Raw genomic sequence first — 26,510 nt, 5'->3', positions numbered from 1 at the left:
TATGCCGCGAAGATACAATCAAATGCCGTGCCTGACAAATACATGCCCGCCCTTGCTTTTTCGCATTTTACCTAAGGTAAGTGCTTTTTAGGATAGGCAACAGGCTTGTTTTTAGGGCGGAGGTATTGAAGGGGTTGCGCCAGTGAATCGGGCGGAAGGGGATGGCGCAGGCTTTCGATACGCACCGTGGCAATGCCTTGCTGATAGAACCCCAGGGCACGGGCCGCCTTTTGGCTCACATCGATGATGCGCCCTTTTATAAAAGGCCCCCGATCGTTAATGGTGACGATAACCGATTTTTGATTGCTCAGGTTGGTCACCCGTAGTTTGGTGCCAAAGGGCAGGGTACGGTGGGCGGCCGTCATCTGCTGGTTGGAGAATCGTTCGCCACTGGCGGTTAGGCGTCCATCAAAGTGGCTGGCATAGAACGAGGCCTTACCTGTTTGATAGATTTCTTGCGCAAGGCCGCTGAGGGCCGACAGCACAAGGGCGATAGTCAGGAGCAGACGCATGCTATTTAATTTTTGCCACACCACCGGAAACTATAAACTTCATTACATCGGCCGGATGGGCATCGATGGGTTTCACATTTTGGGCTGGTACCACGTACAATTCGCCCAGTATGCCGTAGGAGCTGGGCAGGTAAACGGCAATTTTATCCTCAATGCCCAACTCGTTGAGGTTGGTGGCTGTGATAAAACCAAAGCGCTGCATAACGCCTTCAGTATCTAATGTTACCAGCACTGGTTGCTCAAACTTACGCTCTTTGCCCACAAAGGCCGAGAGCAAGTCTTTAACCGAGGTGTAGATGACCTTGATAAGGGGTGCTTTCTTAAGTCCGCGTTCAAATCGGTTCTCAATGGGTGTTGTTACCAGTTTCTGACCAATGAACCCAATAAGCGTGATGCACAGAATAATGACCAGCAACCCTAGTCCCGGAAAGTTGAATTGGGCGTAGGGAGCTTGCTGAAACATCTCCAGATCGCGTAACAGGCCATCGAGCCAGATAAAAGCAAATACAATGATATAAAGCGTAACGGCCAGTGGTACCACGTATAATAGTCCCTGGAAAAAGTATTTAGCTAGTTTTTTCATTGTTTTTTAGTTATTGACAAAAGATGCAAGATAAAAGAAGTAAGACAATAGAGGTTAGTAAAACGTTTAGTAATTGAGTTTTCCTCTTAACGAGTAAACCATTCTTTCTATTTCCTGAATCTTATCTTCATAATCCTTAAAGACTTTATCAACGATAAAACCTAAGTCAAGGCAAAGTATTAATTGGGTCTCCAAATTATAAGCAGAACCTATTGCGATATCAAGAAATCGACCAAATTCTTTATCCGTTCTCCGTCCGGTACCTTCAGCAATGTTCGAAGGTATTGAAATTGAAGCTCTGCGCATCTGACTGATAAGTCCAAACTGTTCTTCTTCAGGTAAGTCTTTCGTAAGCAGATAAATGTCTTTAACAAGAAGCCTCGCTTTTCCCCAAACCTTTAACTCTCTGAAATTATGCATCGTGTAGTATCTTATGTCTTGAATCTTACTTCCTATGTTTTATATCTAAAGCTTATTCTCTTCTCTTACCTTTTTGGTTAAGCTTTTAACAATTAATTCGTAGGAATGGTCAATCAGTTCTCTAAGGAAGTCGTCTTTTAGCGACCCATCAATGTATACAGTGTTCCAATGCATTTTGTTCATGTGGTAGCCCGGTTGAATGGCCGGGTACTCTTCGCGCAGTTCAATGGCGCGTTCAGGGTTGCACTTCAGGTTGATGCTAAAGTCTTTATCCAAACTGGTGAGGGCAAACATTTTGCCGGCTACTTTAAAAACCAGTGTTACTTCATCGAAGGGGAACTCCTCGGTAACGGCCGGTTTGGCCAGGCAATAGTCTCTGAAATCTTCTATGTTCATGCGTAAATGGTTTATTGAGTTAGTGATGTGTGTTTGGCTGTTGTTTAAAGAAGAAGCACAAAACTATCCTAAAAGTATGTGCCTGATGGCTCTTTACTGTGATTTTCTAGTGTTCACTGTCAATTGTTTTCAGTTTCTCTTTTAATACAAGCTTTAGCGATGGGTCGTATTCATAGATAAAGCGGGTGCGGTATCTCTTCATATTTATGCTGTCAGTTGCAATATCGTCAATAATAATCTGTTTAATATTTTTCTTGTTGTCCAACTCTTTCAGTACTTGCTGGTACTGCAGGCGCTCAGCTATTTCGGGCTTTGTAAGCCCTTTTTTTGTATATACTCTGGGAATAAAAAGAAATGGTTTAGGCGGTGCCGTGCTATCGGTATGCCAGGTTAATCCGGATTTTAGTTCAATGGTGATGCCGGGCTGATAGTGTCCATTCAACTCCTTCCATCCATCAGCCGATAAGGGTTCGATTAAGGGGTGCGTCATCAGACTTAACATCGCTTCCAACAAATAGACTTGGCGCCTGAAATTGGATTCCTCTTGTTTTGACACCCGGTAATAAGTACTATCCGTTTGGGCAAAACCACTTCCAGCGCAACCTAAAACGATCATGAGTACAAACGTGTAAACTGGGTATTTCCCTCTTGGAAAAGGGCGCTGGTATGAAAGCTTTTTCATCTTATCGGTTTTAGGGGGACGCATCATGTTACTCCATCTGTTTCACCGCCTTAATCCATCATCGTGCGTGTTTTTTACAAAGTGGGATGAAAGGCCTCTTCAATGTGTTCAATCGCCCAGTCGTTTCCGTTGGGTATCAGCGTGACCACATCAAAGCGTACTTCATTTTCCAGGTCGGTTTCGTTAATATATGCCTCGGTAGCCTCCACAATATAGCGTATTTTACCATTGGTAATGGCTTCTTTAGGATGCTCCCAGCCATCAGTAGTACGGGTTTTAACTTCAATCACCACCAGGTAGTTATCGTGCATGGCAATCAGGTCTATCTCTTTGTGATTGTACTGCCAGTTGCGTTCCAGTATCTTATAGCCTTTTTGTTCGAGGTATTTGGCCGCCAGGGTCTCACCGGCTTTGCCAAGTTCATTGTGCTGTGCCATTGCCTAAAAAATAAGTTGACTCTGTGCCTGTTCGACCACAAGCTTCACCCGTTTGCCCATCACCAATGGTTGATTGAGGTGATCGTGTCCGGCCGGGAAACCAAATAGTACCGGGTAGTTATAGCCGTCAACCGCCTCCTTAATAATTTGGTAGGCCGTTTGGCCATAGGGGTCATTGTTATCCTGCATGTCTGTAAAGTCGCCCACAACAATCCCACTTAGTTCCTTTAAAAAACCACTCAGTTTGAGGTTTTGCATCATGCGGTCGAGGTGGTACAGGTATTCCGATACGTCTTCGATAAACAGAATTTTGCCATGAGGCGTTGGGTCTAATGCGGTGGCGCGCAGGGCATAAATCAACGACAGGTTGCCCCCAATCAGGATGCCTTCAGCCTCGCCACACCTGTTGAGAGGGTGACTTTTTAGTGTGTAGTAGGGCAGTTGCCCGTGAAGTAAATTAAACAGGTTCATCAGGTCTTCATCATCAGCCGCTTTGTCGGGGAAGTTTTTGGGCATCGGGCCATGGATGGATGCGACGCCTGCTTTCTGCAAGGCTGCATGCAACACAGTGATGTCGCTGTAGCCAACCACCCACTTGGGGTATTGTAAAAAAAGGGTCAGGTCGATGTCGTCAATAATGCGTATCGTGCCATAGCCGCCTCGTGCACAAAAAATGGCATCAATATCCTGGCTGTTAAGCATGTGTTGCAAATCGGCCCTGCGGTGTTCATCGTTGCCTGCATACTGATAAAAGGAGTTACAGGCATGTTCACCAATTACAACTTTATAACCCCTTTTATGGAGGCATTTTTCAGCATAACGGATAATTTCTGCATCAACTTTACCAGCTGGTGCAACAATACCAATGGTAGAGCCTTTTTCGAGTGATTTTGGAAATATCATTGTTTAGATTTTTTAGTTTTTAGCCAGTAGGCAGAAGTGGTTTACCTGATACAAAAAAGAAACACAGAGACGCGCAGACGCAGAGTTATCGCATTCAGCAATGAAGCTTTGCGTCTTCGTGGCTTTGCGTAGAGTTATTAATTATTACAATATTACGGATACAATTACGGAGTCGCAAAAACGCTTCAGATATTTTTCATTGTACTGCTGATATTCAAATTTATACGAAATAAACTCTTCACTACTGTCCAAAAAACTAGCTGACAATTGTATCTTTGCGCAATTAATATAAACCATAGAATAGTAGGTTTTAAGTAACCATAAAAATAATTCAAGCAGAATGAAGCAAGCTGGAGATTTTAAAAGAACGTTGGTAACCACTGCGTTGCCTTATGCCAATGGTCCTGTTCATATTGGTCACTTAGCAGGTGTGTATGTGCCGGCCGATATATATGTGCGTTATCTGCGCCTGAAGAAAGAGGATGTTGTTTTAATTGGTGGGTCCGACGAACATGGGGTGCCAATTACCTTAAAGGCTAAAAATGAAGGGGTAACACCGCAGGATGTTGTGGATAAATTCCACGGGATCATTAAAGATTCTTTTGAAAAATTTGGTATCTCATTCGATGTGTATTCACGCACCACCAGTAAAACGCATTACGAAACAGCCAGTGAGTTTTTCAAAACGCTTTATGATAAGGGCGAATTCATCGAGAAAGAGTCGGAGCAGTATTACGATGAGGAAGCCAAGCAGTTTTTGGCCGACCGTTATATTACGGGTACTTGTCCGCACTGTAAGAGCGAAGGAGCTTATGGCGATCAGTGCGAGAGCTGCGGTACATCTTTAAATGCAACTGACCTGGTTAATCCCCGATCGGTGGTCTCGGGCAGTAAGCCGGTTATTAGAACCACCAAACACTGGTATTTGCCTTTAGACAAGCACGAGCCGTTCCTGAAGGAGTGGATTTTGGATGGCCATAAAGAGTGGAAGTCAAATGTATACGGGCAGTGTAAGTCGTGGATTGACCTGGGCCTGCAGCCACGCGCCGTTAGCCGCGACCTGGACTGGGGTGTGCCGGTACCTGTTGAAGGAGCCGATGGCAAAGTGCTTTACGTTTGGTTCGATGCGCCTATTGGTTACATCTCAGCCACAAAGGAATTAACGCCTGAGTGGGAGAAGTACTGGAAAGATGAAGAAACACGCATGTTGCACTTCATCGGGAAAGATAATATTGTTTTCCACTGCATTGTATTCCCTTCGATGTTGAAAGCCGAAGGCAGCTACATCTTGCCAGAAAATGTGCCAGCTAACGAATTCCTGAATCTGGAAGGGGATAAGATTTCCACATCGCGTAACTGGGCAGTTTGGTTGCACGAGTACCTCATTGACTTTAAAGATAAGCAGGATGTACTGCGATATACCTTAACGGCCAACGCCCCCGAAACAAAGGATAACGATTTTACCTGGAAAGATTTTCAGGCCCGCAATAATAACGAACTGGTGGCCATCCTGGGTAACTTTGTGAACCGTGCCATTGTGCTGACCCACAAATATTACGATGGACTTGTGCCTGCACAAGGAGAACTGACTGACTATGATAAGGAAACGTTGAATGAGATTCCTGTTTTAGTGAAGAAGGTGGAAGATGCCCTGGATCACTTCAAGTTCCGTGAGGCGGTTAAAGAAGCCATCAACCTCGCGCGTTTGGGTAATAAATATCTGGCCGATACCGAGCCTTGGAAACTGATTAAGACAGATGCCGAGCGTGTGAAAACAATCATGAATATTGCTTTACAGATTACGGCTAATGTCTCCATTCTGATTGAGCCATTCCTGCCGTTTACCGCTAAAAAGATGCAAAGTATGCTGAACCTGGATGGTTTAACATGGGAAGCTTGCGGTAACTTAGATTTTCTGGCAGCAGGGCACCAGGTGAATAAGCCTGAGTTGTTGTTTGAAAAGATTGAGGACGAAACCATTCAGGCTCAATTGGATAAATTACAGCAAACAAAAGAAGATAACGAAGCGGCCAATAAAACGGCAGCTCCGGCTAAGGCCAATATTGAGTTTGATGACTTCGTGAAGATGGATATTCGTGTAGGTACCATTCTGGAAGCTGAGAAGGTGGCGAAAACCAAAAAGCTGCTTCAGTTAAAAGTGGATACAGGAATTGATCAGCGCACAGTTGTATCTGGTATTGCTGAGTTTTTTAAGCCCGAAGACATTATTGGCAAGCAGGTAAGCATCCTGGTTAACCTGGCCCCACGAAAAATTCGCGGCATTGAATCGCAAGGCATGATTCTAATGGCGGAGGACGCAACCGGAAAACTTGAGTTTGTGGCACCGGCCAATGCGGTGAAGGAAGGTTCTGAAATAAGATAAATAGTATTGCGATTATTGAAAACATTAGGGTTCTGATAAGTCAGAACCCTTTTTTTATCTAATTATTTGATAAGAAATAACATATATATGAAACAAAAAAGTGAATAATTCGAATAAGTAGTCTGAATGTTTAATATAATCAAACTTAGACTATGAAAAAAATGACCTTGCTGTTGGTGCTGTTTGTAAGCATCACGGCCTTTGCAAAACGTCAACCAGACTGGAAATTGCCCATCGAGGGGAAACCAGTAGCCATCTTTAAGCATAACTTTACGGGCATACCTGTTATTGAAACAACACGTTATTATTACGGGGTTAATTATGTCGATCAGAGTATACTTTGGACAGTTGAGAAGCCATACGAAGATGAAACAGTTAAGGCCATTACCGATGCCGCCGTTATGGTAGGGGCTGCAGAAGCACAAGAGGACGAATCTGGCTTTGTTGAAATTCCCATGACTCCATTTGTCAATATTCACAATAAACTGGCTGATGTAGGAACCGGAAGCATCTTAATTGGTAATCCTGGTGATGAGTTCACTTCCATTCTAGAGCAAGATATCCTTCCTGATTTATATAAAATTCTCATCAAGGTTAATTCCATTGACAATGCCAATGTATTGTATTGCATCGACCTTGAGAAGCGTGAAGTGGAGTGGAAACAGACCTTATCGACAGCAGAGGATAATAAGAGTATTAGCAAAATGGTATCTGCAGCTATGCAATCCATGTTCAGTACCTTTGCACCAAAAGTAACGGCTAATAAAGAAATTGTTTATAAAAACGATAATGACTTGTTGCTGATTAACTCTTCAACTGGTGAAATCATCTGGAAGAATGAGTGTAGCCCAGGCACGTTTTTTCTCGATAACAAGCAAGAAACCTTGGTGGTGGTTAAGCAAGCCTCTGGCGCTGCTAGTTTAACCGGTTTGAGTGCTTCATCATTTAGTAAAACAATTTTTGCACTTGACCTGAAGAATGGAAAAGAGCTTTGGAAGAAGCCAGTTAAGCTGGATAACAAGTTTAGCATGCATACCAATTTTGATGACCAGCATTTTGTTTGTGCGCATAGTAAAGGCATCAATATTTTTAACTATAAAACCGGCGAGGCCAGGTGGAAGAAAGATTACGAGACCAAACGGGTGCAGGAAATCAATATAAAGCCCGAAGGCGTTGAGGTATTTTATGGCAACGAAATTATGTTGGTTGATGCAGAAACGGGCAAAAAAGCCTGGAAGAAACCCATTAAGTTTGACGATGTCCCTGAAGATGAGGAAGGGGATATGATTAAGAAAGATTACGAAAAGGGTACGTTTATCATGGGCGCTTCGTTCGTCGGATTTTTTAATAAAGAAACAGGTAAGAAAATATGGAGAATGGGTGTTTCTGATGAAGCGAAAGCGGCTTTTGATGATATGAATACCAAAGTGGCTGTTTTAGATGGTAAGAAATTCTACCTGTTTGATCCGAACACAGTAGATAAAAAGCCAGAGAAGATTAAATTAGACATTGAAGAGCCAGAAGAAATCATTGGTTTTGAGACTTCCGATGCCGGGTATTTTATTACTGGTATGAATGAGTACATTATGCTCGATAAAAATTGTGAGGTGATTAATGCTAACTATTTTAAGCCGTTAAAAACTGACCGCTTGTTGAAGGCGGCATTGGTAGCTACCTCAGTCGCTTCGGGGATAGGCGGCGCAGAGTGGACAGCAACAGATTCCAAAGGTAATGAAGCGTCGGGTGGTGTATTTACCAGCCGTGAAAATGCCAAGCAAATGCAACAGGTTTCTCAAGGTACCAGTGAAGCTTATTCCAAGTTACGTCAGCAAGCCAAACTAAGAGGCGCCTCGCGATCAGGTAAAGATTACGCCTGCTTTCTGAAAGGTGAAAAAACAGATGCTGGCGATAAGATGTCAATTGTAAAAGTAGATAAGAAGTCGGGTAAAGAAGTGGATACCTTTGATTTTGGCGACAACCGCAAAGTCATTTTTGAATTAGACAATGCGGCGAACTTCTTATATTATTTTGACGAAACAAACGTAAATGTTTTTAATCTGAATTGATGAATAATTAACTGAAATAAAAAAAGCCTTAGGAGATATCTTAAGGCTTTTTTTAATACTAACATACCGGCTTCTGGTGCTACTGATTATTTAACCACGTAATAGCTAAATAACGTAGTAACTATGATGGCTGTTAGCGTGACGCTTCTGTCTTAATAATCTGCTTTACTTACCCCGTAACGAAGCGCGTGACAGGGTCGTGGCAACGTCATGTTTCAAAGTGCGCTTAGCCAGGTTTTCACAGGGCTGATAGTTGTGAATGGTATTGGCTCCATCGTACTCGTATGTTTCCGGGTTATCCGTTAAATCCAATAGCATAGCGCACAATGTAACTCCGGGTTTCTGATTAAACTTCATCTCATGGACATAATTGTGTTGGGAGGTATTTGTTAGTAAAACAGCGCCCGCGCCATTGTCCCAACTGGGTAGCTCACTTTGGCGGTAGTCATTGTGAGTAATTGTATTGTTCATGCCCCTAAGCAGCACAGCACCAAAACACACATTGTCGGTCATTGAAATGAAGCGGTTTTTTTGAACCAGCGCATTGTTAACTCCATGGTGCAAAAAGAGGCCCCAATAGCGAGACGACTCAAAGCTGTTATCAGCCACATACAAACCAGTTGGTACATTTGTAAAGAACATGCCCGGAAAGCCTAAGGGATGGCTCTTGACGTAGGAGTTGGTGATTTGTACGCTTGAATTATAGAGATTCATGGCAGTTAGGCCTTGTCCAACCAGGTTGGCGCTAATCTGGTCAATGGTGATGTTGGAGCCTTCTCCGAAACGCATGCACAAAAATGCGGCATCGCCTGTATTTTCGATCGACACATTACGAATGTGCAAATTCCCTGTGTTGTTTCCTTCTGAGCTTGGCTGTCCAAGCATCACATGGATGCCCCAGCTCACATTCATACCCATTATATTTCCTTCGGCCTGGCTGGGCATTCCAATAAGTTCTATGTCTTCAATATAAGTATCGTGCTCACCTCCCAAAATTTCAATAAACGTACTGATGTAAGTCGCATCAACACCATAGTAATCGGGCATTAAGTTAGTAGGTTGGGCATCCTCAATGTGGATGGAAAAGTCCTTTAGAGTTACATCGCCAAGGGCATTGTCCAGCTGAATTACTGTAGCCAGAAATGAATGGCCATCCGTTTGTGCCCACCACGGCGACTCGGCTCCCTGAAAGCCAATTAGCTCCGATTGTCGGCCTGCATGCAGCAGTGTTTGATGTTTTGCTTCCCCTTTCAAACAACCTTTAAACCCATCTGCAACGATGTTTCTGCTCGTATAAAAATGATCAGTAGTCGTGGGGTTGCCATCGGTTAAAAACACCGTGCCACCGCTCGCCTTCACAAAGTTAAGTCCGGTTTCAATATTGTTAGCATCTGTCATTCCAGAAAGGTCTCCACTTGGGCCAATGTAAACATCAATTCCGGCCTCGGTGTAGGCTTTAAGCTCTGCTTGAACACCACTATCTGTTGCCGTGTTTAGCAACGCATTCTCCTCACAAGCAATGATTACTGTAAACATCATTGCAATAATGATAACCCGTTTCATATCATCCTTTTTTAATGTTGCAAAAAGCCACTTACATAGAGTGGGTGGCGATAAATCTGAGAAAAGATTTAAAATAGCACCCTCACAAAGTTTTGTCAATCCAATACTGCTTAGTTTTCATTTTTTGGATTTAATGCTGCTTGGATTCATCACCTTAGAGCAATAGGAGTCGCTAAACTTATGAATGCAAATGCTGACTATTTCATCATTTTCCCTTAACTTGCAGCTCTCAAAAAAACAACTGACTTTCTGTGGGTCGGTCTAACAACCTGGATTTTATGTATTTGAAGTATATTCTTACGGGCATAGCCCTTTTGATTGGAGGTTTACTGGCAGTGCAAGGGAGTATTAACTCTCAACTGGGTGGTTTATTAAAACACCCATTGCAGGCTGCATTCGTTAATTTTTTTGTGGGGGCGATTATTTTATTGGCAATCAATATTTTCGCCAAAATCGAACTGCCTCCCAAAGAAACCATTAAGGCGATACCACTGTACCTGTTTATTGGCGGGGCAATGGGAGCTATTTATGTGAGCTCAGCCATTATTCTTATTCCAAAAATCGGAGTCGCCACTATGTTGGGGGCTTCCATTGGCGGGCAAATGATTATCGCCTCCATTATTGACCACTATGGGTTTTTTAATGTGAGTGTGCATGCAGTATCTCCCGGACGTATTTTAGGGATTGTGCTGCTTATAATTGGTGTAATTTTGATACAGCGGTTTTGACATTAAAGAAATTTAGCGTTAATAACTGGCTGATTAAGTATGAGTTGGGGCGATAAGGTGCTTATGTAATGTATGAAGATACTTGCATATGTTATTGATTATCATGCTCTATAACACCTTTAAAAACCGTTAAAAAGTAGCTTTATTATCAACAAAAGGCTTATTTTTGCGCCTTGGAAAAAAACAAACAGTTACATTATGGCAGATAAAACAAAACAACTGTTATTTAGTGATTTTCCACCAGTTTCTACTCAAGAGTGGATGGATAAAATCACGGCAGATCTTAAAGGAGCAGACTTTGAGAAAAAGCTTGTATGGAGAACCAATGAAGGGTTCAATGTACAGCCTTTCTATCGTTCTGAAGACCTTGAACCAATTAACTACCTGGAAAGCCAGCCTGGCGAGTTTCCCTATGTAAGAGGTAACAACGCGAAAACCAACAAATGGTTTGTTCGTCAGGACATTTTGGTGAAAGATGTTAAAGCAGCTAATGAAAAAGCACTGACAATTCTTACAAAAGGGGTTGACAGTATTGGTTTCGTTATCGAAGACAAAGCGCTTATTTCAGAAGCTAACATTGAGGCGTTATTGAAAAACATCATTTCTGATGATGTGGAAATTAACTTCAATGCTTGCTGTGGCAACAAGGAGTTGGCTGAGGCGGTGGTAGCCGTTCTGAATAAGATGAATCGCAACCAGGCCGAAGTAAAAGGTTCAATCAACTTCGATCCGATTGGTGATTTAACCATCAATGGCAAAGCTTGCTGCGAAATGGAGAAAGCTTTTGATTGTGTGAAGGAAGTAGCTGAGGTAGCTAAAAACTTCCCACAGTTCAAAACAGTAGGAGTGAATGCTCGCCACTTTAACAATGCTGGTGCTTCAATCGTACAGGAATTAGCTTTCGGTTTAGCTATGGGTAATGAGTACCTGACACAATTAACAGAGCGCGGTCTTTCTATTAATGATGCAGCAGCTAACCTGAAGTTTAACTTCGGTATTGGCGGTAACTACTTCATGGAAATTGCCAAGTTACGTGCTGGTCGTTTGTTGTGGGCAAAAATTGTTGAAGCTTACAAACCAACTGGTGTTGAGGTATGCAAAATGCATGTACACAGCGAAACATCAGAGTGGAACAAGACCATCTTCGATCCTAATGTAAACATGCTGCGTACACAAACGGAAGCCATGTCGGCTACCATTGGTGGTACTCAGTCATTAACAGTTCTTCCATTCAACGCGCTTTACGAAAATCCTACCGAATTATCGGAGCGTGTAGCTCGCAACCAGCAGCTACTGTTGAAAGAAGAATCTCACTTCGAAAAAATTGTTGACCCTTCAGCGGGTTCATATTATATCGAAAACCTAACCAACAGCATTGCTGAGCAAGCATGGGCATTGTTCGTTCAGGTAGAAGAAAAAGGTGGTTACCTGTCAGCAATGAAAGAAGGCTTTATCCAAGGCCTGGTAAAGGAAACAGCTGACAAGCGTCGTAAGGCAGTTGCTACACGTCGCGAAAACCTATTGGGTACGAACCAGTATCCTAACACTGGCGAAATTATCTCTGGTAAAATTGATGCCAGCAAATTGGTTAAGTCATGTGCTTGTTGCGAAACAGGTAACGAGGTAGAGCCAATCACTTTATTCCGTGCTGCACAGGAGTTTGAAGAGCTGCGTTTGGCTACAGAAAAAGCAGCTAAGCGTCCAAAAGTATTCATGTTAACCTACGGTAACTTAGCTATGCGTTTGGCGCGCTCACAATTCTCAGGTAACTTCTTCGGATGTGCCGGTTACGAAATTCAGGATAACCTTGGTTTCAAAACTATTGAGGAAGGTGTTGAAGCTGCCAAAGCCGCTAATGCTGACATCGTAGTGCTTTGTAGCTCTGATGATGAGTACACAGAAGCCGCTCCAAAAGCATTCGAACTATTAGGTGATACTCCATTGGTAGTTGCTGGTGCGCCTGCTTGTGCTGATGAGCTGAAAGCTAAAGGCATCACAAACTTTATCAATGTTCGCTCTAACGTATTGGAGACATTGCAAGGCTTCAACAAATTGCTAAATATTTAACAAAACACAGAGACGCAAAGACGCAGAGTTTTTATGAATGTGGAAGCTTATAATGAACTAACAGGTTTATTAGAGGCAGTCTATGAAGAATGCCTTATTTCAGAATTGAGAAACAGAGGTTTAAAAGTAGAAAGCCAGGTCAAGCTACCCATCATTTATAAAGGTAAAGAACTGAGTAAGCATTTTAATTATTGATATTATTGTTGAGGATAAATTAATTGTAGAACTAAAGGCTGTTGAAGATATTCTTTCAATTCATGAAGTTCAATTAGTAACTTATCTAAAACTTTCAGGAATGAAACTCGGTTTATTAATCAATTTCAATGAAACCGTTTTAAAGAACGGGATTCGAAGAAGAATTAATAGTTAAAACTTTCAGCGCCTCAGTGTCTCAGCGTTAAATTTAAAAATTATGCGACCAAAATTTAATAACATAGATATCAAAAACAAGCCTTGCGGAACAACCGACGCCAAGGCTTGGGAACAAAAGCACGGGGTGAAAAAGGACTGGGTAACACCAGAGCAAATCCCTGTGAAACCAGTTTATAGTAAGGATGACCTGGAAGGCATGGAGCATTTGAACTATGCGGCCGGTTTGCCACCATTCCTGCGTGGACCTTACTCAATGATGTACGCCATGCGTCCATGGACCGTTCGTCAGTATGCAGGTTTTTCTACTGCTGAAGAGTCTAACGCATTTTACCGCCGTAACCTGGCTGCCGGTCAGAAAGGTTTATCGGTAGCTTTTGACTTGGCTACGCACCGTGGCTACGACTCAGACCACGAGCGTGTAGTAGGTGATGTTGGTAAAGCGGGTGTGGCTATCGACTCTATCCTGGATATGAACGTATTATTCGATGGTATTCCATTGGATAAAATGTCTGTATCGATGACCATGAACGGTGCTGTATTGCCAGTAATGGCTTTCTACATCGTAGCTGGTTTGGAGCAGGGTGTTAAGCTGGAAGAGATGGCAGGTACCATTCAGAACGACATTTTGAAGGAGTTCATGGTGCGTAACACTTACATCTACCCACCACAATTCTCGATGAAGGTGATTGCCGACATCTTTGAATTTACTTCACAGAAGATGCCTAAGTTTAACTCAATTTCTATCTCGGGTTACCACATGCAAGAAGCAGGTGCTACCGCTGATATTGAGTTGGCTTATACTTTGGCTGATGGTTTAGAATACTTACGTGCTGGGGTTGACGCCGGTTTAGATATCGACGCCTTTGCACCTCGTTTATCATTCTTCTGGGCCATTGGTATGAACCACTTCATGGAGATTGCCAAGATGCGTGCTGCACGTATGTTGTGGGCAAAAATCGTGAAGCAGTTCAATCCTAAAAATCCGAAGTCGTTAGCGTTACGTACGCACTCACAAACTTCAGGATGGTCATTAACAGAGCAGGATCCATTCAACAACGTTGGTCGTACCTGTATCGAGGCGATGGGTGCTGCCCTTGGTCACACACAGTCGTTACACACCAACGCATTGGATGAGGCAATTGCGCTTCCAACTGACTTCTCTGCCCGTATTGCCCGTAATACACAGATTTATATTCAGGATGAAACACAAATCTGTAAGGCTGTTGACCCATGGGCTGGTTCTTACTACGTTGAGTCATTGACTAACGAGTTGGTAGAAAAAGCATGGGCTCACATTCAGGAGATTGAGTCGTTAGGTGGTATGGCTAAAGCTATCGAGTCAGGTATTCCTAAGATGCGTATCGAAGAGGCTGCAGCTCGTACTCAGGCTAAAATCGATGCTAAGACGCAGACCATTGTTGGTACCAACAAGTACCGTTTGGAGAAAGAAGACCCAATCGATATCTTGGATATCGATAACGCTGAAGTTCGTAAGTCACAGATCGAGCGCTTAGCGAAGCTACGTGCTAACCGTAACGAAGAAGAAGTACAGGCTGCTTTGGCTGCTATTACTAAAGCGGTTGAAACAGGCAAGGGTAACCTATTAGCCTTAGCTGTTGACGCTGCTCAGAAGCGTGCTTCTTTAGGTGAGATTTCTGACGCTTGCGAAAAAATCGTAGGTAGATATAATGCAGTAATCAGATCAATTTCAGGAGTGTACAGCGCAGAAGCAGCAGACGATAAAGAGTTTGCAAGAGCACAGGGATTAGCAAAACAATTTGCTGAGAAAGAAGGTCGTCAGCCACGTATCATGATCGCTAAAATGGGTCAGGATGGTCACGACCGCGGAGCTAAAGTAGTAGCAACCGGTTATGCTGATATCGGTTTCGACGTGGATATGGGACCATTGTTCCAGACACCAGCCGAAGCGGCTAAGCAGGCTGTTGAAAACGACGTTCACGTAGTGGGTGTGTCTTCATTGGCGGCTGGTCACAAAACTTTGGTTCCTCAAATTATTGAAGAGCTGAAGAAGTTGGGTCGTGAGGATATCTTAGTAATCTGTGGTGGTGTTATTCCGGCTCAGGATTACCAATTCCTTTACGATGCAGGGGCTGTGGCTATCTTTGGTCCTGGTACTTCTGTTGCCAAAGCAGGTAGCGATATCTTAACAATGTTGATTGAGCAAGCTGCTGAGTAAGTAGAACGTGGAGCATGAAGCCTTGTGCTTGATGCAACAGATATAAAAAGCCACCTCGTTTTGGGGTGGCTTTTCTTTTTTCAGCACCTTAGTGCTTGTCAGCTTGCGTTTCAATTATTTGGCTAAATCCAAACCATAGTATCAGCGAATAGATATAAATCAGCATGCCATACAAGGTTGGGATCATGGTTACTTTAATGCCGGCCGTTAAAACTTGTGGTGAAACCACGGTTGTTTCCAATACATCAAAGGCATTGTGTAAGCCAACCATCTGGCCGAGTAGGCCGATAATGAGGGTTAATAAACCTATTGATCGTCCATAAGACATATGGCGCAGTGCTTTTTCGACCTTGGCATTTTTCGACTTGATAAAGATGATAAAATGGTAAATCATCCATACTGATTGGATTATCAAAAGTAAAGTCAGTATTCCCATAAATAAAGGGCCTCCCTGGTAGAATAAACTTTTCATCGCTTCTTTTTTTTAATATTAATAGTTCATTAATCACCATTATATATTAAGTCGACTTATGTTGATGGTAATGATTAACGTATGTTACAAAGTAAAGGTTATCAATTATTTGAAACAAGGTCGTATCCGGCTGCAAACAGGTTGTTTGTCGATAAAGCTGTTCTGTTCTCAAATTTTTACACAAATTTAGGGTGTAAATATAAATGCTATCAATTTTAACAGCAATGAAGATTAGCTCATCCAACCCGCATTACCACATTGTTTATTGGTGTTTTATTTTAATGATATTGACATTGGTCTTTGGACAAAAATGGGAAAGCAGCACCGCGGCCTTTTATTTTATTTGCATGCTGATGCCAATTGTTTTAGGAACGTCCTACTTTTTTAACTATCACCTGGTGCCTAAGTTCCTTTTAACGAAACGCTATTTTAGGTTTTCGCTCTATACTGTATATACCATTATTGTTTCTCTTTACCTGGAGTATATAGTATTGATGTATGCCTTCGTTTATTTGGGTCAATATAGCTTTCTTCCGTTTGCCCCCAATGCTCACGATACCGTTTTGTTGGGAGTAATCCTTTACTTATTGGTGATACTGGGCTCTGTTTTATTAATGATAAAGCAGATTAAAGAAAAACAGGCCATTATCAATCAATTGTTGCAGGAAAGCAAAAAAATCAAGATGGGGGCGCTTAAACTGCGGGTTAACCGGCAGTATGTAAAGCTACCGTTTGACGACATTTGCTACATCGAAAGCTTGTCAGACTATATTAAGGTCCACATGAGCAACAGGCAAGGAGTTAGTAGCAAAGAGAAAATTAGCCATCTTGCCGAACGTCTTCCCAAAAAGTTTTTGCGTATCCATCGATCCTACATAGTAAATACCGATAAAATAAGAAGTGCCAGCCGCAATGAAATTGCCCTGGATGAGAACGTGCTTCCCGTAGGGCGAAGCTATAAAGCTGCTGTCAAAGAAAGGGTTTTACAGCCCGTAAAAGATCAGGCGGGCTCCAACTAAAAAGTCCACTTATTATGGGTGACTATTCGTGGTTATGACATAAAAGGAGCCAGTCTAAAAGCAAAAATATTTCTGGCAAAGTATGCAAAGAAAGAAAATTGCAAAGAACGCAAAGTGAAAAACAACACTACATTTTGTCGGATAGTGGAGGAGTATCATTTTTAACGGCATTTCGATAATTAATGGGCTCAAATAGTTCTGTTTCCTGCGCAATTAAACAGATGCACGAAAAATCATTATAACAAACAAGGTATCTACATATGATTTCATAGCTTTGTTTAGACCTTATTATAAATAATACCATATAATAAAATTGACTCGTTGGCTAATGTGTTGATGATGTTTGAGAAACAAAGTTATAGACCTATGAAAAGTGTAATTATTTACTTATCCCTTTTGTTGATTGCCAGTGCCTGCTGTCATCAGCCTGAATGGCAAATAGTGTGGGAAGAGGAATTCGAGGGTGACACCCTCGATAGTACCATTTGGAGTCGCATACCCCGTGGCACTGCCGATTGGCAGAATACTCAGTCTTTTGATGATCGCTGCTTTGAGATGCGTGATGGAAGCCTTATTCTAAAAGGCATTGTTAATGATGATTTAGAAGCCGATAGTGCCGCCTATCTCACTGGTGGTGTTTGGACCAAAGGTAAGCATGCTTTTAATGGGGGGCGCATTGAGGTGAAAGCTCGTCTGCAGGGTGCCCAAGGCGCCTGGCCGGCCATCTGGATGTTGCCCTTTGATAGTGCGAAATATCCATGGCCCTATGGCGGTGAGATCGATATTATGGAGCGCCTTAATTTTGATACTATTGCCTATCAGACGGTACACTCGCATTATACCTATAATCTGGGTATTAAGGATAATCCAAAGCCGGGCAGTGTGATGGCTATCCGCCCCGAAGAATTTAATATTTACGGTGTTGATCTGTGGCCCGATAGCCTTGTTTTCCATATCAATAATCAACGTCATTTTGCTTATCCACGCATCGAAACGCAAGAAGAAGGACAGTTCCCCTTTAATATTGCTCAGTTTCTGCTAATCGACATGCAGCTGGGAGGCTCGTGGGTGGGAGCCGTCAACCCTGATGACCTGCCGGTGGAAATGGAAATTGATTGGGTGCGACATTATCAGATGCGATAAAGATATTGGTACATTAATGAGTGTTAACAACGGTTAGTTGCCGCCTGCAGGAAATGAGTCGGAGATTGGACAGTCATTGTTTTCATGATTGTTGTTTCTCAGATAATATTCGCTGCCAGCCACAATGAAATTGCCCTGGATGAGCAAGTGCTTCCCGTGGGGCGAAGCTATAAAACAGCCGTTAATGAAAGTGTTTTGCAGCCTATTAATGTTCAGGTGGGCACCAACTAAAATAGTCACCTTATTGCGGGTGACTATTCGTGTTGAAATTCATCAAGCTGCCACAATGATGGCTTTGTAACTCGTCCGTTATTACCTAATTACCAATGTGGTTATTTAAGGTTTGACTCCGTTAAGCGAAAAGAAACTTAAACGCTTCTTCAATTTTATTGGCTTTAAATATACTGATGTCGTATTTACTGGTGTCAACACCTTTAACATAGCTTGGGATGATAATGCTTTTAAAGCCCAGCTTAGCCGCCTCTCCAATGCGCTGATCCAGCCTTGTTACGGGCCGTATTTCACCTGAAAGGCCCACTTCTCCCGTCATGCAGATGTCTGGTGAAATGGTCATGTCCATATTGGATGACAGCACGGCTGTGATTACTGCCAGGTCGATGGCCGGATCGTTCACTTTTAGCCCGCCGGCAATGTTTAAGAAAACATCTTTGGTGGCCAGTTTAAAGCCCGCCCGTTTCTCAAGAACAGCCAACAGCATGTTTAAGCGGCGCAAATCAAAGCCTGTTACCGAGCGCTGAGGGTTTTGGTAAGCCGCAGTACTGGCCAGTGCCTGTACTTCTATTAAAAAAGGTCGTACGCCTTCCAAAGCCGCCGAGATGGCAACCCCGCTCATCTGTTTCTGTTGGGTAGCCAATAATAGCTCCGATGGATTACTAACTTCGCGCAGGCCGCTGCCCATCATTTCAAAAATGCCAATTTCGTTAGTGGACCCAAAGCGGTTTTTGATGGAACGCAGGATGCGGTACATGTGATGGCGATCGCCTTCGAACTGCAGTACAACATCTACCATGTGCTCTAATACTTTCGGGCCTGCCAGGCTGCCTTCCTTGGTAATATGGCCAATCAGGAACACAGGAATGTGTTTGTCTTTGCACAGGCGCAGGATGGTAGCTGTGCACTCCCGAATTTGAGAAACACTACCGGGAGCAGATTCAATGCGCTCGGTTTCCAGTGTTTGTACCGAGTCAATTACCAGCACATCCGGTTGCTCATTTTCAACGTGCCTGATGATGTGCTCAACAGACACTTCGCTCACCACATGGCAGTTGTCGGCCGAGGAAGTGGATATGCGATCGGCACGCAATTTTATTTGCTGGGGACTTTCTTCGCCAGATACATACAACACCTTAACGTTGGGAAGGTTAAGGGCTGTTTGCAGCACCAATGTAGATTTACCAATGCCCGGTTCACCACCAATAAGCACCATGGCTCCTGGCACCAGGCCGCCACCCAATACGCGGTTTAACTCCTCGTTACCCGTATTAAGGCGTGGCAACTCTTCAACCGATACTTTGGAGACAGGCATGGGTTTGGTGCGTTCAGACAGCACTGTTCCCGGCCGGCTGTTTTTCGCTTTACCGGTAATTTTCGTTTCTTCCACAAAGGTGTTCCATTCACCGCAGGCATAGCATTTGCCTTCCCACTTAGGCGATTCATTGCCACAGCTCTGGCATACAAAAACTGTTTTGGTTTTGGCCATGTTACATCGATGCTTTTATCTTTTCTACAATGGAGGTGGTTGAAAAGCCTTCTACAAAATCAATGGTCTCTACTTTACCACCTTTGGCGGTTATGATATCGTAGCCAACAATATTTTCGGCCTGGTAGTCACTGCCTTTAACTAAAACATCGGGCTGAAGCGCTTTAATGAGTTCATAGGGCGTGTCCTCATCAAAAAATACAACCAAGTCGATAAACTGCAGGGATGCCATTAGGATGGCCCGGCTTTGCTCATCCACAACGGGTCGGTTAGGGCCTTTGAGGCGTTGAACAGAGGCATCGGTATTTAAGCCAAGTATCAGCTTTGTTCCTTTGTCTTTTGCTTTTGACAGGTAGTCGATGTGGCCGCGATGAACGATGTCAAAGCAGCCATTGGTGAAAACAATGGTATCTTGGTTGGCAGTCCATTGTGCCACAATTTCCTGCGCTTCGCTGCGGCTTTTTATTTTGCTGGTAATATTTTCAAGTTGTGTCATTCTGTTGTGCATTAGCATGAAACATCAGGTATAAAAATAACAAAACCCCGACATCTGCCGGGGTTATCTGTATTTTTTTATTAAAGTTAGTTTATATCAACGCATTGGTGGCGGTATCCGGAAACACAAAGGTTGGTTTAAACTGCTTGGCCTCTTCCAGTGGCATGTGGCAATAGGTAATGATAATAACCACATCGCCTACTGCAACTTTGCGGGCTGCTGCACCATTTAAACAAATAACGCCTGAGCCGCGTTCGCCTTTAATTACATATGTTTCGAGGCGCTCCCCATTGTTGTTGTTTACAACCTGAACCTTTTCATTCTCAATTATATTGGCGGCATCCATCAAGTCTTCATCAATGGTAATGCTTCCCACATAATTCAAGTTAGCTTCCGTTACAGAAACGTTGTGTAGTTTTGATTTTACAACCTCAACATTCATGATCCCTATTTTTGTATGTCATGTTATCTATCAATCTAATCTCGCCGGCAAACACAGCTATACATCCAACAATGTAATCACTCTTGTCCCAACTGTCAACTGCCTGTAAAGTATCGCCATCCACGATTTCAAAATACTCTACTTCTAACCCCTCGGTAGCATTTATTGCTTCTACCACTTGTTTTTTCACATCCTCTACCGACAGCTTGGGGGCAAAGTTACAAGATTCGAATAAAGTACGAGCTATTGCAGGTGCATTTTTTCGCTGCTTATCAGTCAATAGCATGTTGCGTGAGCTCATGGCCAAGCCATCTTCTTCCCGCACAATCTGGCACGGAACAATTTTAATAGGGAGATCCAATTGCCTGGTCATTTCGCGAATTATTGCCAGTTGCTGAAAATCTTTCAGGCCAAAAAAGGCTTTGTCTGGCTTTACCATGTTAAACAGGCGGCTAACAACTTGTGCTACGCCATTGAAGTGACCGGGTCTGTATTTTCCTTCCATCACCTTTTCCAAGGCTCCAAAATCAAACAGTCTTTTATCTTCTTCGGGGTACACCTCGTCTACCGATGGTGCAAATACATAGTCGCAGCGAACCGATGAGAGTGCCTGTAAGTCGGTATCTAAATCGCGAGGATAGCGCTCAAGATCTTTGGCATTATTAAACTGTGTAGGGTTAACAAAAATGCTAACCACCACAATGTCGGACTGTTGCGAGGCTTGTTCAACCAGGGATAAGTGCCCATGGTGTAATGCGCCCATTGTTGGCACAAAGCCAATTTGTTTGTTTCCTCCTTTTTCAAGCAAAGCCTGAAGTTCGGCAACCGTATGAACTACTTGCATGGCTAAATTATTATTTGACACGCAGCATGGTAATCATGCTTTAATGTGTCAGAAAAAGCGGGGCAAAGTAATAAAATACTTATCACATTTGATTCAATAATTTGTAAAACCTTGTTAAATTATGCCATAATAGTGGATATTTTAGCTTTCAGGCCGGCTATATCGCCATGCGTGCAAGGGGTTTAATTTGTTAGGTGGTTTATTTTTCGTATTTTTGCGTTTGCTAAAAATATTCTACCACTATAATAATGGAAAAAGCAAAAGTCTTATTCATCTCTCAAGAAATAACACCTTACCTACCTGAGACAGAAATGTCTAAAATAGGTCGTTATTTACCGCAAGGCATTCAGGAACTAGGAAAAGAAATCAGAACTTTTATGCCTCGTTTTGGCTGTATCAATGAACGCCGTAACCAGTTACACGAAGTTATCAGATTGTCAGGCATGAACCTGATAATTGACGATACCGATCACCCTTTGATTATTAAAGTAGCCTCCATTCAGGCGGCACGCATGCAGGTATACTTTATCGATAATGAGGATTACTTCCAACGAAAATCCACTTTGGTGGATGACGATGGAAACGAATTTGAAGATAATGACGAACGAACCATCTTTTTTGCAAGAGGTGTTTTAGAAACAACCAAGAAGTTAAGGTGGGCGCCAGATGTTGTACACTGTAACGGCTGGTTTACAGCTTTAGCACCGCTTTATATCAAAAAGGCGATGAATGAAGATCCTCATTTTGCTAATTCAAAAGTGGTTTATACCGTTTACGACAATGACTTTACCAGTTTATGGAGTGAAAACTTTAAAGAGAAACTAAAGTTGGATGGGGTAGAGGATAGTGATTTAGAGGTGATGGAAGCCAACGACTATGTTAACTTGACCAAGTTGGCTATTTCCATGTCTGACGGAGTTATTCAGGGCAGTGAAACGATTAACCCCGAAATTAGTGAATTTATTAAGCAATCTGGCAAGCCATTCTTAGGATTTCACGATGAAGAAAGCTATGTTAGCGCTTACAATGGCTTTTACGATTCATTGCTCGATTAATTAACAGAAAACGTATGAAGAAGTATTCTCCTACAAAAATATTTACTCAAATAGGCCAATCATTAGTTATTGGCCTTCTTTCTTTAACGATTGCCTGTGAGGATGAGCCGGCCCGCTTAAGCGGAGATGTGCTGCCCGAAGGTGAGATGATTAAAGGGATGACCTTCAATGGGCATGATCTGCTGACTACCAATGTGGAGCGGGAGAGCGTGCGAACCAGTGATGCTACCTATGGTGTGATAGGGGATTTTAAGGACCCTGAGTTTGGCAGATCAAAGGCAGGTTTCTTAACTAACTTTTCTATCGGAAAGCGAGTAGGCGGTATTATTGTGTGCGACACAATTATTGGAGTTGACCCGGATTCAGGTCGCGACACGGTTATCTATGAAGACGTTAGCTTCGATAAGTTCAATAACAATGGAGACGAGAGGTATCCTTATGATACATGGACCGTTGATAGTGTTGTAATTTCCTTAAAATATCAGTTTAATAATTGGTATGGTAATATGCTGGCCAAGCAAGAGGTTGATGTTTACGAACTGATCACGGACATTGGCTTGGGAACATACGATCAGCCGTATTACAGCGACCATGAGGTGGCTGGTATGTACGATGTTATGCCCATTGCAAGTGGTGCGCTTCATCCGAATGATGATGTGCCGCAACAATACCGTTCCGCAGCGTGGAACAGTGAGGCCGCATTTTGGGCAAACCCCGATAGTTTATGGAATGCTCCCGGCTACCTGTGGGAGGTGGATAGTGCTTATATTGCCGATGGAGGAAAAGGGCATCAGCAAACTACCAAAGCCTGGAATTTCAAACTTAACGAAACCGTTCAAAACAGGATATTCAACCTGGATGAAACAGACCTCTCCTCAACCGGGAACTTTACCAGCGCATTTGGTGGAATATATGTTGCGCTGGCCGCACCAACTGAGGATGAGAAAGGGTGGTTGACAAAGGTGAATCTGAATAGCTCGGCGCCTAATACCGACATGACGATTTACTTTAATCGCATATTTAAAAAAATAAAAGAGTGGGACATTGTTGGTTCAGATACCATTCCTGTTTTCACAACGGATACGACTAACTATTCCTATGTGTTCCCTGTTAACATTGAGAACAACCGTTTTAATGTTTACGAACATCAACTAGAATCCACGGTGAGCACCGAAGAGGTGTCGCAGGAAAGAATTTATATACAAGGAATGGCGGGTAGCTATATGAAAATGCAGTTACCCGAAGAAATACTAAGCTGGACCGACTCCATTAAGAACCCTGAGAACAATCCGGTGGATGATTATCGTTTGGTATCAAACATCGAGTTTTTTATGGAGATTGATACGGTTTCTTCGAAACCCGACTATTATCCTGTTCCTGATAAGCTAAGCATTAAGTGGAAAGATAAAGAGGGAGAGTTGGTAACACCAATCTATACCATTGAGAAGTTTGGAGATGAAATTACCACGCCTTTATTTGGTAGAGATATTGATGGTGATGGTGTGATGGATGGTGTTGGAGAGCGAAAGATTCGCTACAGTGAAGAAGGACGACCTGAGTATATTTACCGTTTCATTATGCGTGCCGATGTGTTTAATTACATTATGATGCATCAGGATGGTGGTGGTCTGGATACCAAAGAATTCTATATTGGGCCTGAAAATACCACGGCCAACTTCCAACGCGTAGTGTTGTTTGGAGGAGCCGATGCCGACAAGCCTTTAAGGATGAATATCAAATACTATCAATACCGTCCGCGGTAATCAAGATATTTTAAATACCAACACAAAGGGTGCCTTCATGGGCACCCTTTGTTGTTTCAAAAAGTTTCAAAAGGAGCAGTGCAGCTTGCGTAAGTAAAATTGCTTTCTAATAAATTTTCAGGCCTTTCTCAACCTTTGTATTGGCAGCCTTTATTTATGTTTTTATTGTATTTAGCTTTCTTTTCGTTCTAAGCCTGTTTTGGTGCCAATTTCTTTTTTACATTCGCTTCGTAATGCTTTGACACATCAAAGAAAATGAATTCATACCGGTCCTTAACAGAACAAGAAATAACAGCTCTGGAGCAACGTAACTGCCTTTGTTCCGATTGGAGTAAAATACAGGTTGATACTAATTTTGATGCAGCAAGCGTCAGGAATGTATCCTTCTCAGGTGCTATTAAGCTTGGGGCCTTTAGACGGATATTTACATTTCCAGGAGGAGTTGAAAAGCGTGCCGGGCTTTCTAATGCGACCATTCATAATTGTACCATCGATTCTGATGTGTACATTAATCAAGTAAAAAACCATATTGCCAACTACCATATTCATTCCAACGTGGTGATTGAGAATGTGGATACAATCATTACAGAAGAAAGCAGTTGTTTTGGCAATGGGGTGCAGGTGTCGGCATTAAATGAAGCTGGCGGACGTGAAATAACCATTTATAATGAGCTATCCGCTCATACAGCGTATATTTTGGCCATGTATCGTCACGAGCCAGAGGTTATTGAGCGAATACAGAATCTTATAGGTAATTACAAGCAAAGTATCTGTAGCCCAATAGGAACCATTTACGAAGGGGCTCAGCTTATCAACTGTCGCACCATCATCAATACCAATGTGGGAGCATACGCTCTGGTTGAGGGGGTATATCGCTTATCCAATGGCTCAATCAACAGCACAATGGAGGCCCCCAGTTATTTTGGCCCCGGTGTTATTGCCGAAAATTTTATTGCAGCATCAGGCTCAAAAGTAAGCGACAGCGCCCTTATTTCGAAGTGTTTCATCGGTCAGGGCTGTGAGTTAGGTAAGCACTATTCGGCCGAAAATTCGGTGTTCTTTGCCAATTGTCAAGGGTTTCATGGTGAGGCCTGCTCTGTGTTTGCAGGCCCTTATACGGTAACGCATCACAAATCGACCCTACTGATTGCCGGCTATTTTTCGTTTATGAATGCCGGGAGTGGTTCAAACCAGAGTAATCACATGTACAAGTTGGGGCCTATCCATCAGGGAGTGGTGGAGCGTGGTTCGAAAACAACCAGCGATTCCTATCTGCTGTGGCCGGCGCATATTGGAGCCTTTTCATTGGTTATGGGGCGGCATTACCGGAATCCGGACACTTCCCAGTTGCCATTTTCTTACCTGATAGAAAACAAGGATGAAAGTATACTGGCGCCGGGGGTGAACCTGCGTAGTGTGGGCACAATACGTGATGCCCGTAAATGGCCCAAGCGCGATAGGCGGACGGATAAAAAACTGCTCGATTTTATCAACTTCAATCTCTTAAGTCCTTTCACCATTCAAAAAATGATTAATGGGAAAAAGGTTTTGAAGGCATTAAGAGTATCCTCAGGCCCGACATCAGACTACTACATGTACAACAGCGTGAAGATAACCAACTCGTCATTAAAACGTGGAATACAGTTATATAATACCGGCATAGTAAAGTTTTTAGGGAATGCACTGATAAAAAGACTGGAAGATGTTATCTTTGGATCTTTAAGCGAATTAAGGAAAAGCCTTTCAAAAACTTCCGATTATGGTGATGGGGAGTGGATTGATATGGCTGGTTTGCTGGTACCCCAAGAAAGGGTAATGACCCTGCTTGATGATTTGCAAAAAGGTAACATCAACGATCTGGATGAACTCAATGAGCGATACGCCATGCTGCACGATAACTATTTCGATTATGCATGGACATGGTGCTTAAGGGTTTTTAGAGAAGAATTTGATATTGATTTTCAGAGCGTTGAAATTGATCAGATTCTGTCTTTTGTGGACGAGTGGAAACGGTGTGTTATCGATTTGGATAATATGGTGTATGCCGATGCTCATAAGGAGTTTACCTTAAATACCCAAACCGGGTTTGGCATCGATGGCTCGGAAGAAACGCGGATTATGGACTTTGAACAAGTGCGCGGCGAATTTGAGAAGCATCCTTCAGTGCAAGACATCAGTAATCATATCAGGGAAAAAAGCAGACTGGCTGAAGAACTGAAAGAAAGGCTTATCCTCTTAAAGTAGAGA

26 protein-coding genes are annotated in these 26,510 nt (G+C 42.8%); 13 read left to right on the top strand and 13 right to left on the bottom strand.

The window, feature by feature from the left end:
• Window positions 1-71: 71 nt before the first annotated feature.
• The 7 genes from ACSX1H_RS07145 to ACSX1H_RS07115 form a co-directional block, all read right to left on the bottom strand.
• Window positions 72-485: a septal ring lytic transglycosylase RlpA family protein gene (locus ACSX1H_RS07145; RefSeq protein ID WP_439183155.1), complete on the bottom strand. Its 414-nt coding sequence runs from the start codon at window positions 483-485 to the stop codon at window positions 72-74.
• Window positions 486-513: 28 nt separating this feature from the next.
• Window positions 514-1,095 (bottom strand): DUF502 domain-containing protein, encoded by a 582-nt coding sequence (locus ACSX1H_RS07140; protein ID WP_439183154.1) that lies wholly within the window; start codon window positions 1,093-1,095, stop codon window positions 514-516.
• A gap of 66 nt (window positions 1,096-1,161) precedes the next feature.
• On the bottom strand, window positions 1,162-1,515 hold the full coding sequence (locus ACSX1H_RS07135) for a four helix bundle protein (protein ID WP_439183153.1): 354 nt from the start codon (window positions 1,513-1,515) through the stop codon (window positions 1,162-1,164).
• Between the two features lie 45 nt (window positions 1,516-1,560).
• Window positions 1,561-1,911 (bottom strand): MmcQ/YjbR family DNA-binding protein, encoded by a 351-nt coding sequence (locus ACSX1H_RS07130; RefSeq protein WP_439183152.1) that lies wholly within the window; start codon window positions 1,909-1,911, stop codon window positions 1,561-1,563.
• A 106-nt stretch (window positions 1,912-2,017) separates the two neighbouring features.
• Window positions 2,018-2,593 (bottom strand): hypothetical protein, encoded by a 576-nt coding sequence (locus ACSX1H_RS07125; protein WP_439183151.1) that lies wholly within the window; start codon window positions 2,591-2,593, stop codon window positions 2,018-2,020.
• A gap of 74 nt (window positions 2,594-2,667) precedes the next feature.
• Complete coding sequence (locus ACSX1H_RS07120; RefSeq protein ID WP_439183150.1) at window positions 2,668-3,030, bottom strand: YraN family protein; 363 nt, start codon at window positions 3,028-3,030, stop codon at window positions 2,668-2,670.
• 3 nt (window positions 3,031-3,033) lie between these two features.
• Complete coding sequence (locus tag ACSX1H_RS07115) at window positions 3,034-3,933, bottom strand: S66 peptidase family protein (RefSeq protein ID WP_439183149.1); 900 nt, start codon at window positions 3,931-3,933, stop codon at window positions 3,034-3,036.
• Window positions 3,934-4,273: 340 nt separating this feature from the next.
• On the opposite strand from ACSX1H_RS07115, the gene metG reads away from it, so the two are divergent.
• Together metG and ACSX1H_RS07105 are read left to right on the top strand one after the other, a co-directional pair.
• A complete protein-coding gene (gene metG, locus ACSX1H_RS07110; protein WP_439183148.1) occupies window positions 4,274-6,316 on the top strand; it encodes a methionine--tRNA ligase in 2,043 nt (680 codons plus the stop codon).
• A gap of 152 nt (window positions 6,317-6,468) precedes the next feature.
• Window positions 6,469-8,382: an outer membrane protein assembly factor BamB family protein gene (locus ACSX1H_RS07105; RefSeq protein WP_439183147.1), complete on the top strand. Its 1,914-nt coding sequence runs from the start codon at window positions 6,469-6,471 to the stop codon at window positions 8,380-8,382.
• Between the two features lie 165 nt (window positions 8,383-8,547).
• Here ACSX1H_RS07105 and ACSX1H_RS07100 read toward each other — a convergent pair whose 3' ends face one another.
• Window positions 8,548-9,945, bottom strand: a complete 1,398-nt coding sequence (locus tag ACSX1H_RS07100; protein ID WP_439183146.1) for a right-handed parallel beta-helix repeat-containing protein — start codon at window positions 9,943-9,945, stop codon at window positions 8,548-8,550.
• A gap of 278 nt (window positions 9,946-10,223) precedes the next feature.
• Here ACSX1H_RS07100 and ACSX1H_RS07095 point away from each other — a divergent pair, with 278 nt between their 5' ends.
• The 5 genes from ACSX1H_RS07095 to scpA all read left to right on the top strand — a co-directional run bounded on the left by ACSX1H_RS07095 (window position 10,224) and on the right by scpA (window position 15,309).
• A complete protein-coding gene (locus ACSX1H_RS07095; protein WP_439183145.1) occupies window positions 10,224-10,673 on the top strand; it encodes a DMT family transporter in 450 nt (149 codons plus the stop codon).
• 198 nt (window positions 10,674-10,871) lie between these two features.
• A complete protein-coding gene (gene mutA / locus ACSX1H_RS07090; protein ID WP_439183144.1) occupies window positions 10,872-12,740 on the top strand; it encodes a methylmalonyl-CoA mutase small subunit in 1,869 nt (622 codons plus the stop codon).
• 33 nt (window positions 12,741-12,773) lie between these two features.
• Window positions 12,774-12,935 (top strand): GxxExxY protein, encoded by a 162-nt coding sequence (locus ACSX1H_RS07085; RefSeq protein ID WP_439183143.1) that lies wholly within the window; start codon window positions 12,774-12,776, stop codon window positions 12,933-12,935.
• The gene (locus ACSX1H_RS07080) at window positions 12,922-13,110 is read left to right on the top strand and encodes a GxxExxY protein (protein ID WP_439183195.1); all 189 of its coding nucleotides are present in this window, start codon (window positions 12,922-12,924) and stop codon (window positions 13,108-13,110) included. The genes ACSX1H_RS07085 and ACSX1H_RS07080 overlap by 14 nt, the downstream gene beginning before the upstream one ends.
• Before the next feature lie 42 nt (window positions 13,111-13,152).
• Complete coding sequence (scpA, locus tag ACSX1H_RS07075; protein WP_439183142.1) at window positions 13,153-15,309, top strand: methylmalonyl-CoA mutase; 2,157 nt, start codon at window positions 13,153-13,155, stop codon at window positions 15,307-15,309.
• Window positions 15,310-15,397: 88 nt separating this feature from the next.
• On the opposite strand, the gene ACSX1H_RS07070 is transcribed toward scpA, so the two are convergent.
• Window positions 15,398-15,781 (bottom strand): MotA/TolQ/ExbB proton channel family protein, encoded by a 384-nt coding sequence (locus ACSX1H_RS07070; protein ID WP_439183141.1) that lies wholly within the window; start codon window positions 15,779-15,781, stop codon window positions 15,398-15,400.
• Window positions 15,782-16,005: 224 nt separating this feature from the next.
• Here ACSX1H_RS07070 and ACSX1H_RS07065 point away from each other — a divergent pair, with 224 nt between their 5' ends.
• From ACSX1H_RS07065 to ACSX1H_RS07055, 3 genes are all read left to right on the top strand, one after another.
• Window positions 16,006-16,800 carry a LytR/AlgR family response regulator transcription factor gene (locus ACSX1H_RS07065; RefSeq protein WP_439183140.1) on the top strand — a complete coding sequence of 265 codons (795 nt, stop codon included), beginning with the start codon at window positions 16,006-16,008 and terminating at the stop codon, window positions 16,798-16,800.
• Between the two features lie 366 nt (window positions 16,801-17,166).
• Window positions 17,167-17,943, top strand: a complete 777-nt coding sequence (locus tag ACSX1H_RS07060; protein WP_439183139.1) for a glycoside hydrolase family 16 protein — start codon at window positions 17,167-17,169, stop codon at window positions 17,941-17,943.
• Between the two features lie 84 nt (window positions 17,944-18,027).
• Entirely contained in the window at window positions 18,028-18,174 is a 147-nt protein-coding gene (locus ACSX1H_RS07055; protein WP_439183138.1) for a hypothetical protein, read from the top strand.
• A gap of 121 nt (window positions 18,175-18,295) precedes the next feature.
• Here ACSX1H_RS07055 and radA read toward each other — a convergent pair whose 3' ends face one another.
• The 4 genes from radA to panC form a co-directional block, all read right to left on the bottom strand.
• Window positions 18,296-19,663, bottom strand: coding sequence for a DNA repair protein RadA (radA, locus tag ACSX1H_RS07050; RefSeq protein ID WP_439183137.1), 1,368 nt, complete (start codon window positions 19,661-19,663; stop codon window positions 18,296-18,298).
• Between the two features lies 1 nt (window position 19,664).
• Complete coding sequence (gene rfaE2, locus ACSX1H_RS07045) at window positions 19,665-20,159, bottom strand: D-glycero-beta-D-manno-heptose 1-phosphate adenylyltransferase (RefSeq protein WP_439183136.1); 495 nt, start codon at window positions 20,157-20,159, stop codon at window positions 19,665-19,667.
• Between the two features lie 91 nt (window positions 20,160-20,250).
• Complete coding sequence (gene panD, locus ACSX1H_RS07040) at window positions 20,251-20,601, bottom strand: aspartate 1-decarboxylase (protein ID WP_439183135.1); 351 nt, start codon at window positions 20,599-20,601, stop codon at window positions 20,251-20,253.
• Window positions 20,591-21,445 carry a pantoate--beta-alanine ligase gene (panC, locus tag ACSX1H_RS07035; protein ID WP_439183134.1) on the bottom strand — a complete coding sequence of 285 codons (855 nt, stop codon included), beginning with the start codon at window positions 21,443-21,445 and terminating at the stop codon, window positions 20,591-20,593. Before panC ends, panD begins: the two co-directional genes overlap by 11 nt.
• Window positions 21,446-21,693: 248 nt before the next feature.
• On the opposite strand from panC, the gene ACSX1H_RS07030 reads away from it, so the two are divergent.
• The 3 genes from ACSX1H_RS07030 to ACSX1H_RS07020 all read left to right on the top strand — a co-directional run bounded on the left by ACSX1H_RS07030 (window position 21,694) and on the right by ACSX1H_RS07020 (window position 26,507).
• A complete protein-coding gene (locus tag ACSX1H_RS07030; RefSeq protein ID WP_439183133.1) occupies window positions 21,694-22,500 on the top strand; it encodes a glycogen/starch synthase in 807 nt (268 codons plus the stop codon).
• Window positions 22,501-22,514: 14 nt separating this feature from the next.
• Window positions 22,515-24,263, top strand: coding sequence for a DUF4270 family protein (locus ACSX1H_RS07025; protein WP_439183132.1), 1,749 nt, complete (start codon window positions 22,515-22,517; stop codon window positions 24,261-24,263).
• A 255-nt stretch (window positions 24,264-24,518) separates the two neighbouring features.
• Window positions 24,519-26,507, top strand: a complete 1,989-nt coding sequence (locus tag ACSX1H_RS07020) for a DUF4954 family protein (RefSeq protein ID WP_439183131.1) — start codon at window positions 24,519-24,521, stop codon at window positions 26,505-26,507.
• Window positions 26,508-26,510: the final 3 nt, after the last annotated feature.

Source organism: Carboxylicivirga taeanensis, from assembly GCF_051851475.1.
Lineage (GTDB): Bacteria > Bacteroidota > Bacteroidia > Bacteroidales > Marinilabiliaceae > Carboxylicivirga > Carboxylicivirga taeanensis.
The sequence above is the reverse complement of the archived record's forward strand: the minus strand, read 5'-3'. Positions and strand labels throughout refer to the sequence as shown.

Bases quoted from the DNA above. Each gene is read 5' to 3' on its own strand.
- metG (WP_439183148.1), top strand. From the start codon at position 4,274: ATGAAGCAAGCTGGAGATTTTAAAAGAACGTTGGTAACCACTGCGTTG.
- ACSX1H_RS07065 (WP_439183140.1), top strand. From the start codon at position 16,006: ATGAAGATTAGCTCATCCAACCCGCATTACCACATTGTTTATTGGTGT.
- ACSX1H_RS07115 (WP_439183149.1), bottom strand. From the start codon at position 3,933: ATGATATTTCCAAAATCACTCGAAAAAGGCTCTACCATTGGTATTGTT.
- panC (WP_439183134.1), bottom strand. From the start codon at position 21,445: ATGCAAGTAGTTCATACGGTTGCCGAACTTCAGGCTTTGCTTGAAAAA.
- radA (WP_439183137.1), bottom strand. From the start codon at position 19,663: ATGGCCAAAACCAAAACAGTTTTTGTATGCCAGAGCTGTGGCAATGAA.
- mutA (WP_439183144.1), top strand. From the start codon at position 10,872: ATGGCAGATAAAACAAAACAACTGTTATTTAGTGATTTTCCACCAGTT.
- ACSX1H_RS07120 (WP_439183150.1), bottom strand. From the start codon at position 3,030: ATGGCACAGCACAATGAACTTGGCAAAGCCGGTGAGACCCTGGCGGCC.
- ACSX1H_RS07055 (WP_439183138.1), top strand. From the start codon at position 18,028: ATGATTGTTGTTTCTCAGATAATATTCGCTGCCAGCCACAATGAAATT.
- ACSX1H_RS07140 (WP_439183154.1), bottom strand. From the start codon at position 1,095: ATGAAAAAACTAGCTAAATACTTTTTCCAGGGACTATTATACGTGGTA.
- ACSX1H_RS07020 (WP_439183131.1), top strand. From the start codon at position 24,519: ATGAATTCATACCGGTCCTTAACAGAACAAGAAATAACAGCTCTGGAG.
- ACSX1H_RS07030 (WP_439183133.1), top strand. From the start codon at position 21,694: ATGGAAAAAGCAAAAGTCTTATTCATCTCTCAAGAAATAACACCTTAC.
- ACSX1H_RS07070 (WP_439183141.1), bottom strand. From the start codon at position 15,781: ATGAAAAGTTTATTCTACCAGGGAGGCCCTTTATTTATGGGAATACTG.
- ACSX1H_RS07105 (WP_439183147.1), top strand. From the start codon at position 6,469: ATGAAAAAAATGACCTTGCTGTTGGTGCTGTTTGTAAGCATCACGGCC.
- ACSX1H_RS07025 (WP_439183132.1), top strand. From the start codon at position 22,515: ATGAAGAAGTATTCTCCTACAAAAATATTTACTCAAATAGGCCAATCA.
- ACSX1H_RS07135 (WP_439183153.1), bottom strand. From the start codon at position 1,515: ATGCATAATTTCAGAGAGTTAAAGGTTTGGGGAAAAGCGAGGCTTCTT.
- ACSX1H_RS07125 (WP_439183151.1), bottom strand. From the start codon at position 2,593: ATGAAAAAGCTTTCATACCAGCGCCCTTTTCCAAGAGGGAAATACCCA.
- scpA (WP_439183142.1), top strand. From the start codon at position 13,153: ATGCGACCAAAATTTAATAACATAGATATCAAAAACAAGCCTTGCGGA.
- ACSX1H_RS07060 (WP_439183139.1), top strand. From the start codon at position 17,167: ATGAAAAGTGTAATTATTTACTTATCCCTTTTGTTGATTGCCAGTGCC.
- rfaE2 (WP_439183136.1), bottom strand. From the start codon at position 20,159: ATGACACAACTTGAAAATATTACCAGCAAAATAAAAAGCCGCAGCGAA.
- panD (WP_439183135.1), bottom strand. From the start codon at position 20,601: ATGAATGTTGAGGTTGTAAAATCAAAACTACACAACGTTTCTGTAACG.
- ACSX1H_RS07100 (WP_439183146.1), bottom strand. From the start codon at position 9,945: ATGAAACGGGTTATCATTATTGCAATGATGTTTACAGTAATCATTGCT.
- ACSX1H_RS07085 (WP_439183143.1), top strand. From the start codon at position 12,774: ATGAATGTGGAAGCTTATAATGAACTAACAGGTTTATTAGAGGCAGTC.
- ACSX1H_RS07095 (WP_439183145.1), top strand. From the start codon at position 10,224: ATGTATTTGAAGTATATTCTTACGGGCATAGCCCTTTTGATTGGAGGT.
- ACSX1H_RS07130 (WP_439183152.1), bottom strand. From the start codon at position 1,911: ATGAACATAGAAGATTTCAGAGACTATTGCCTGGCCAAACCGGCCGTT.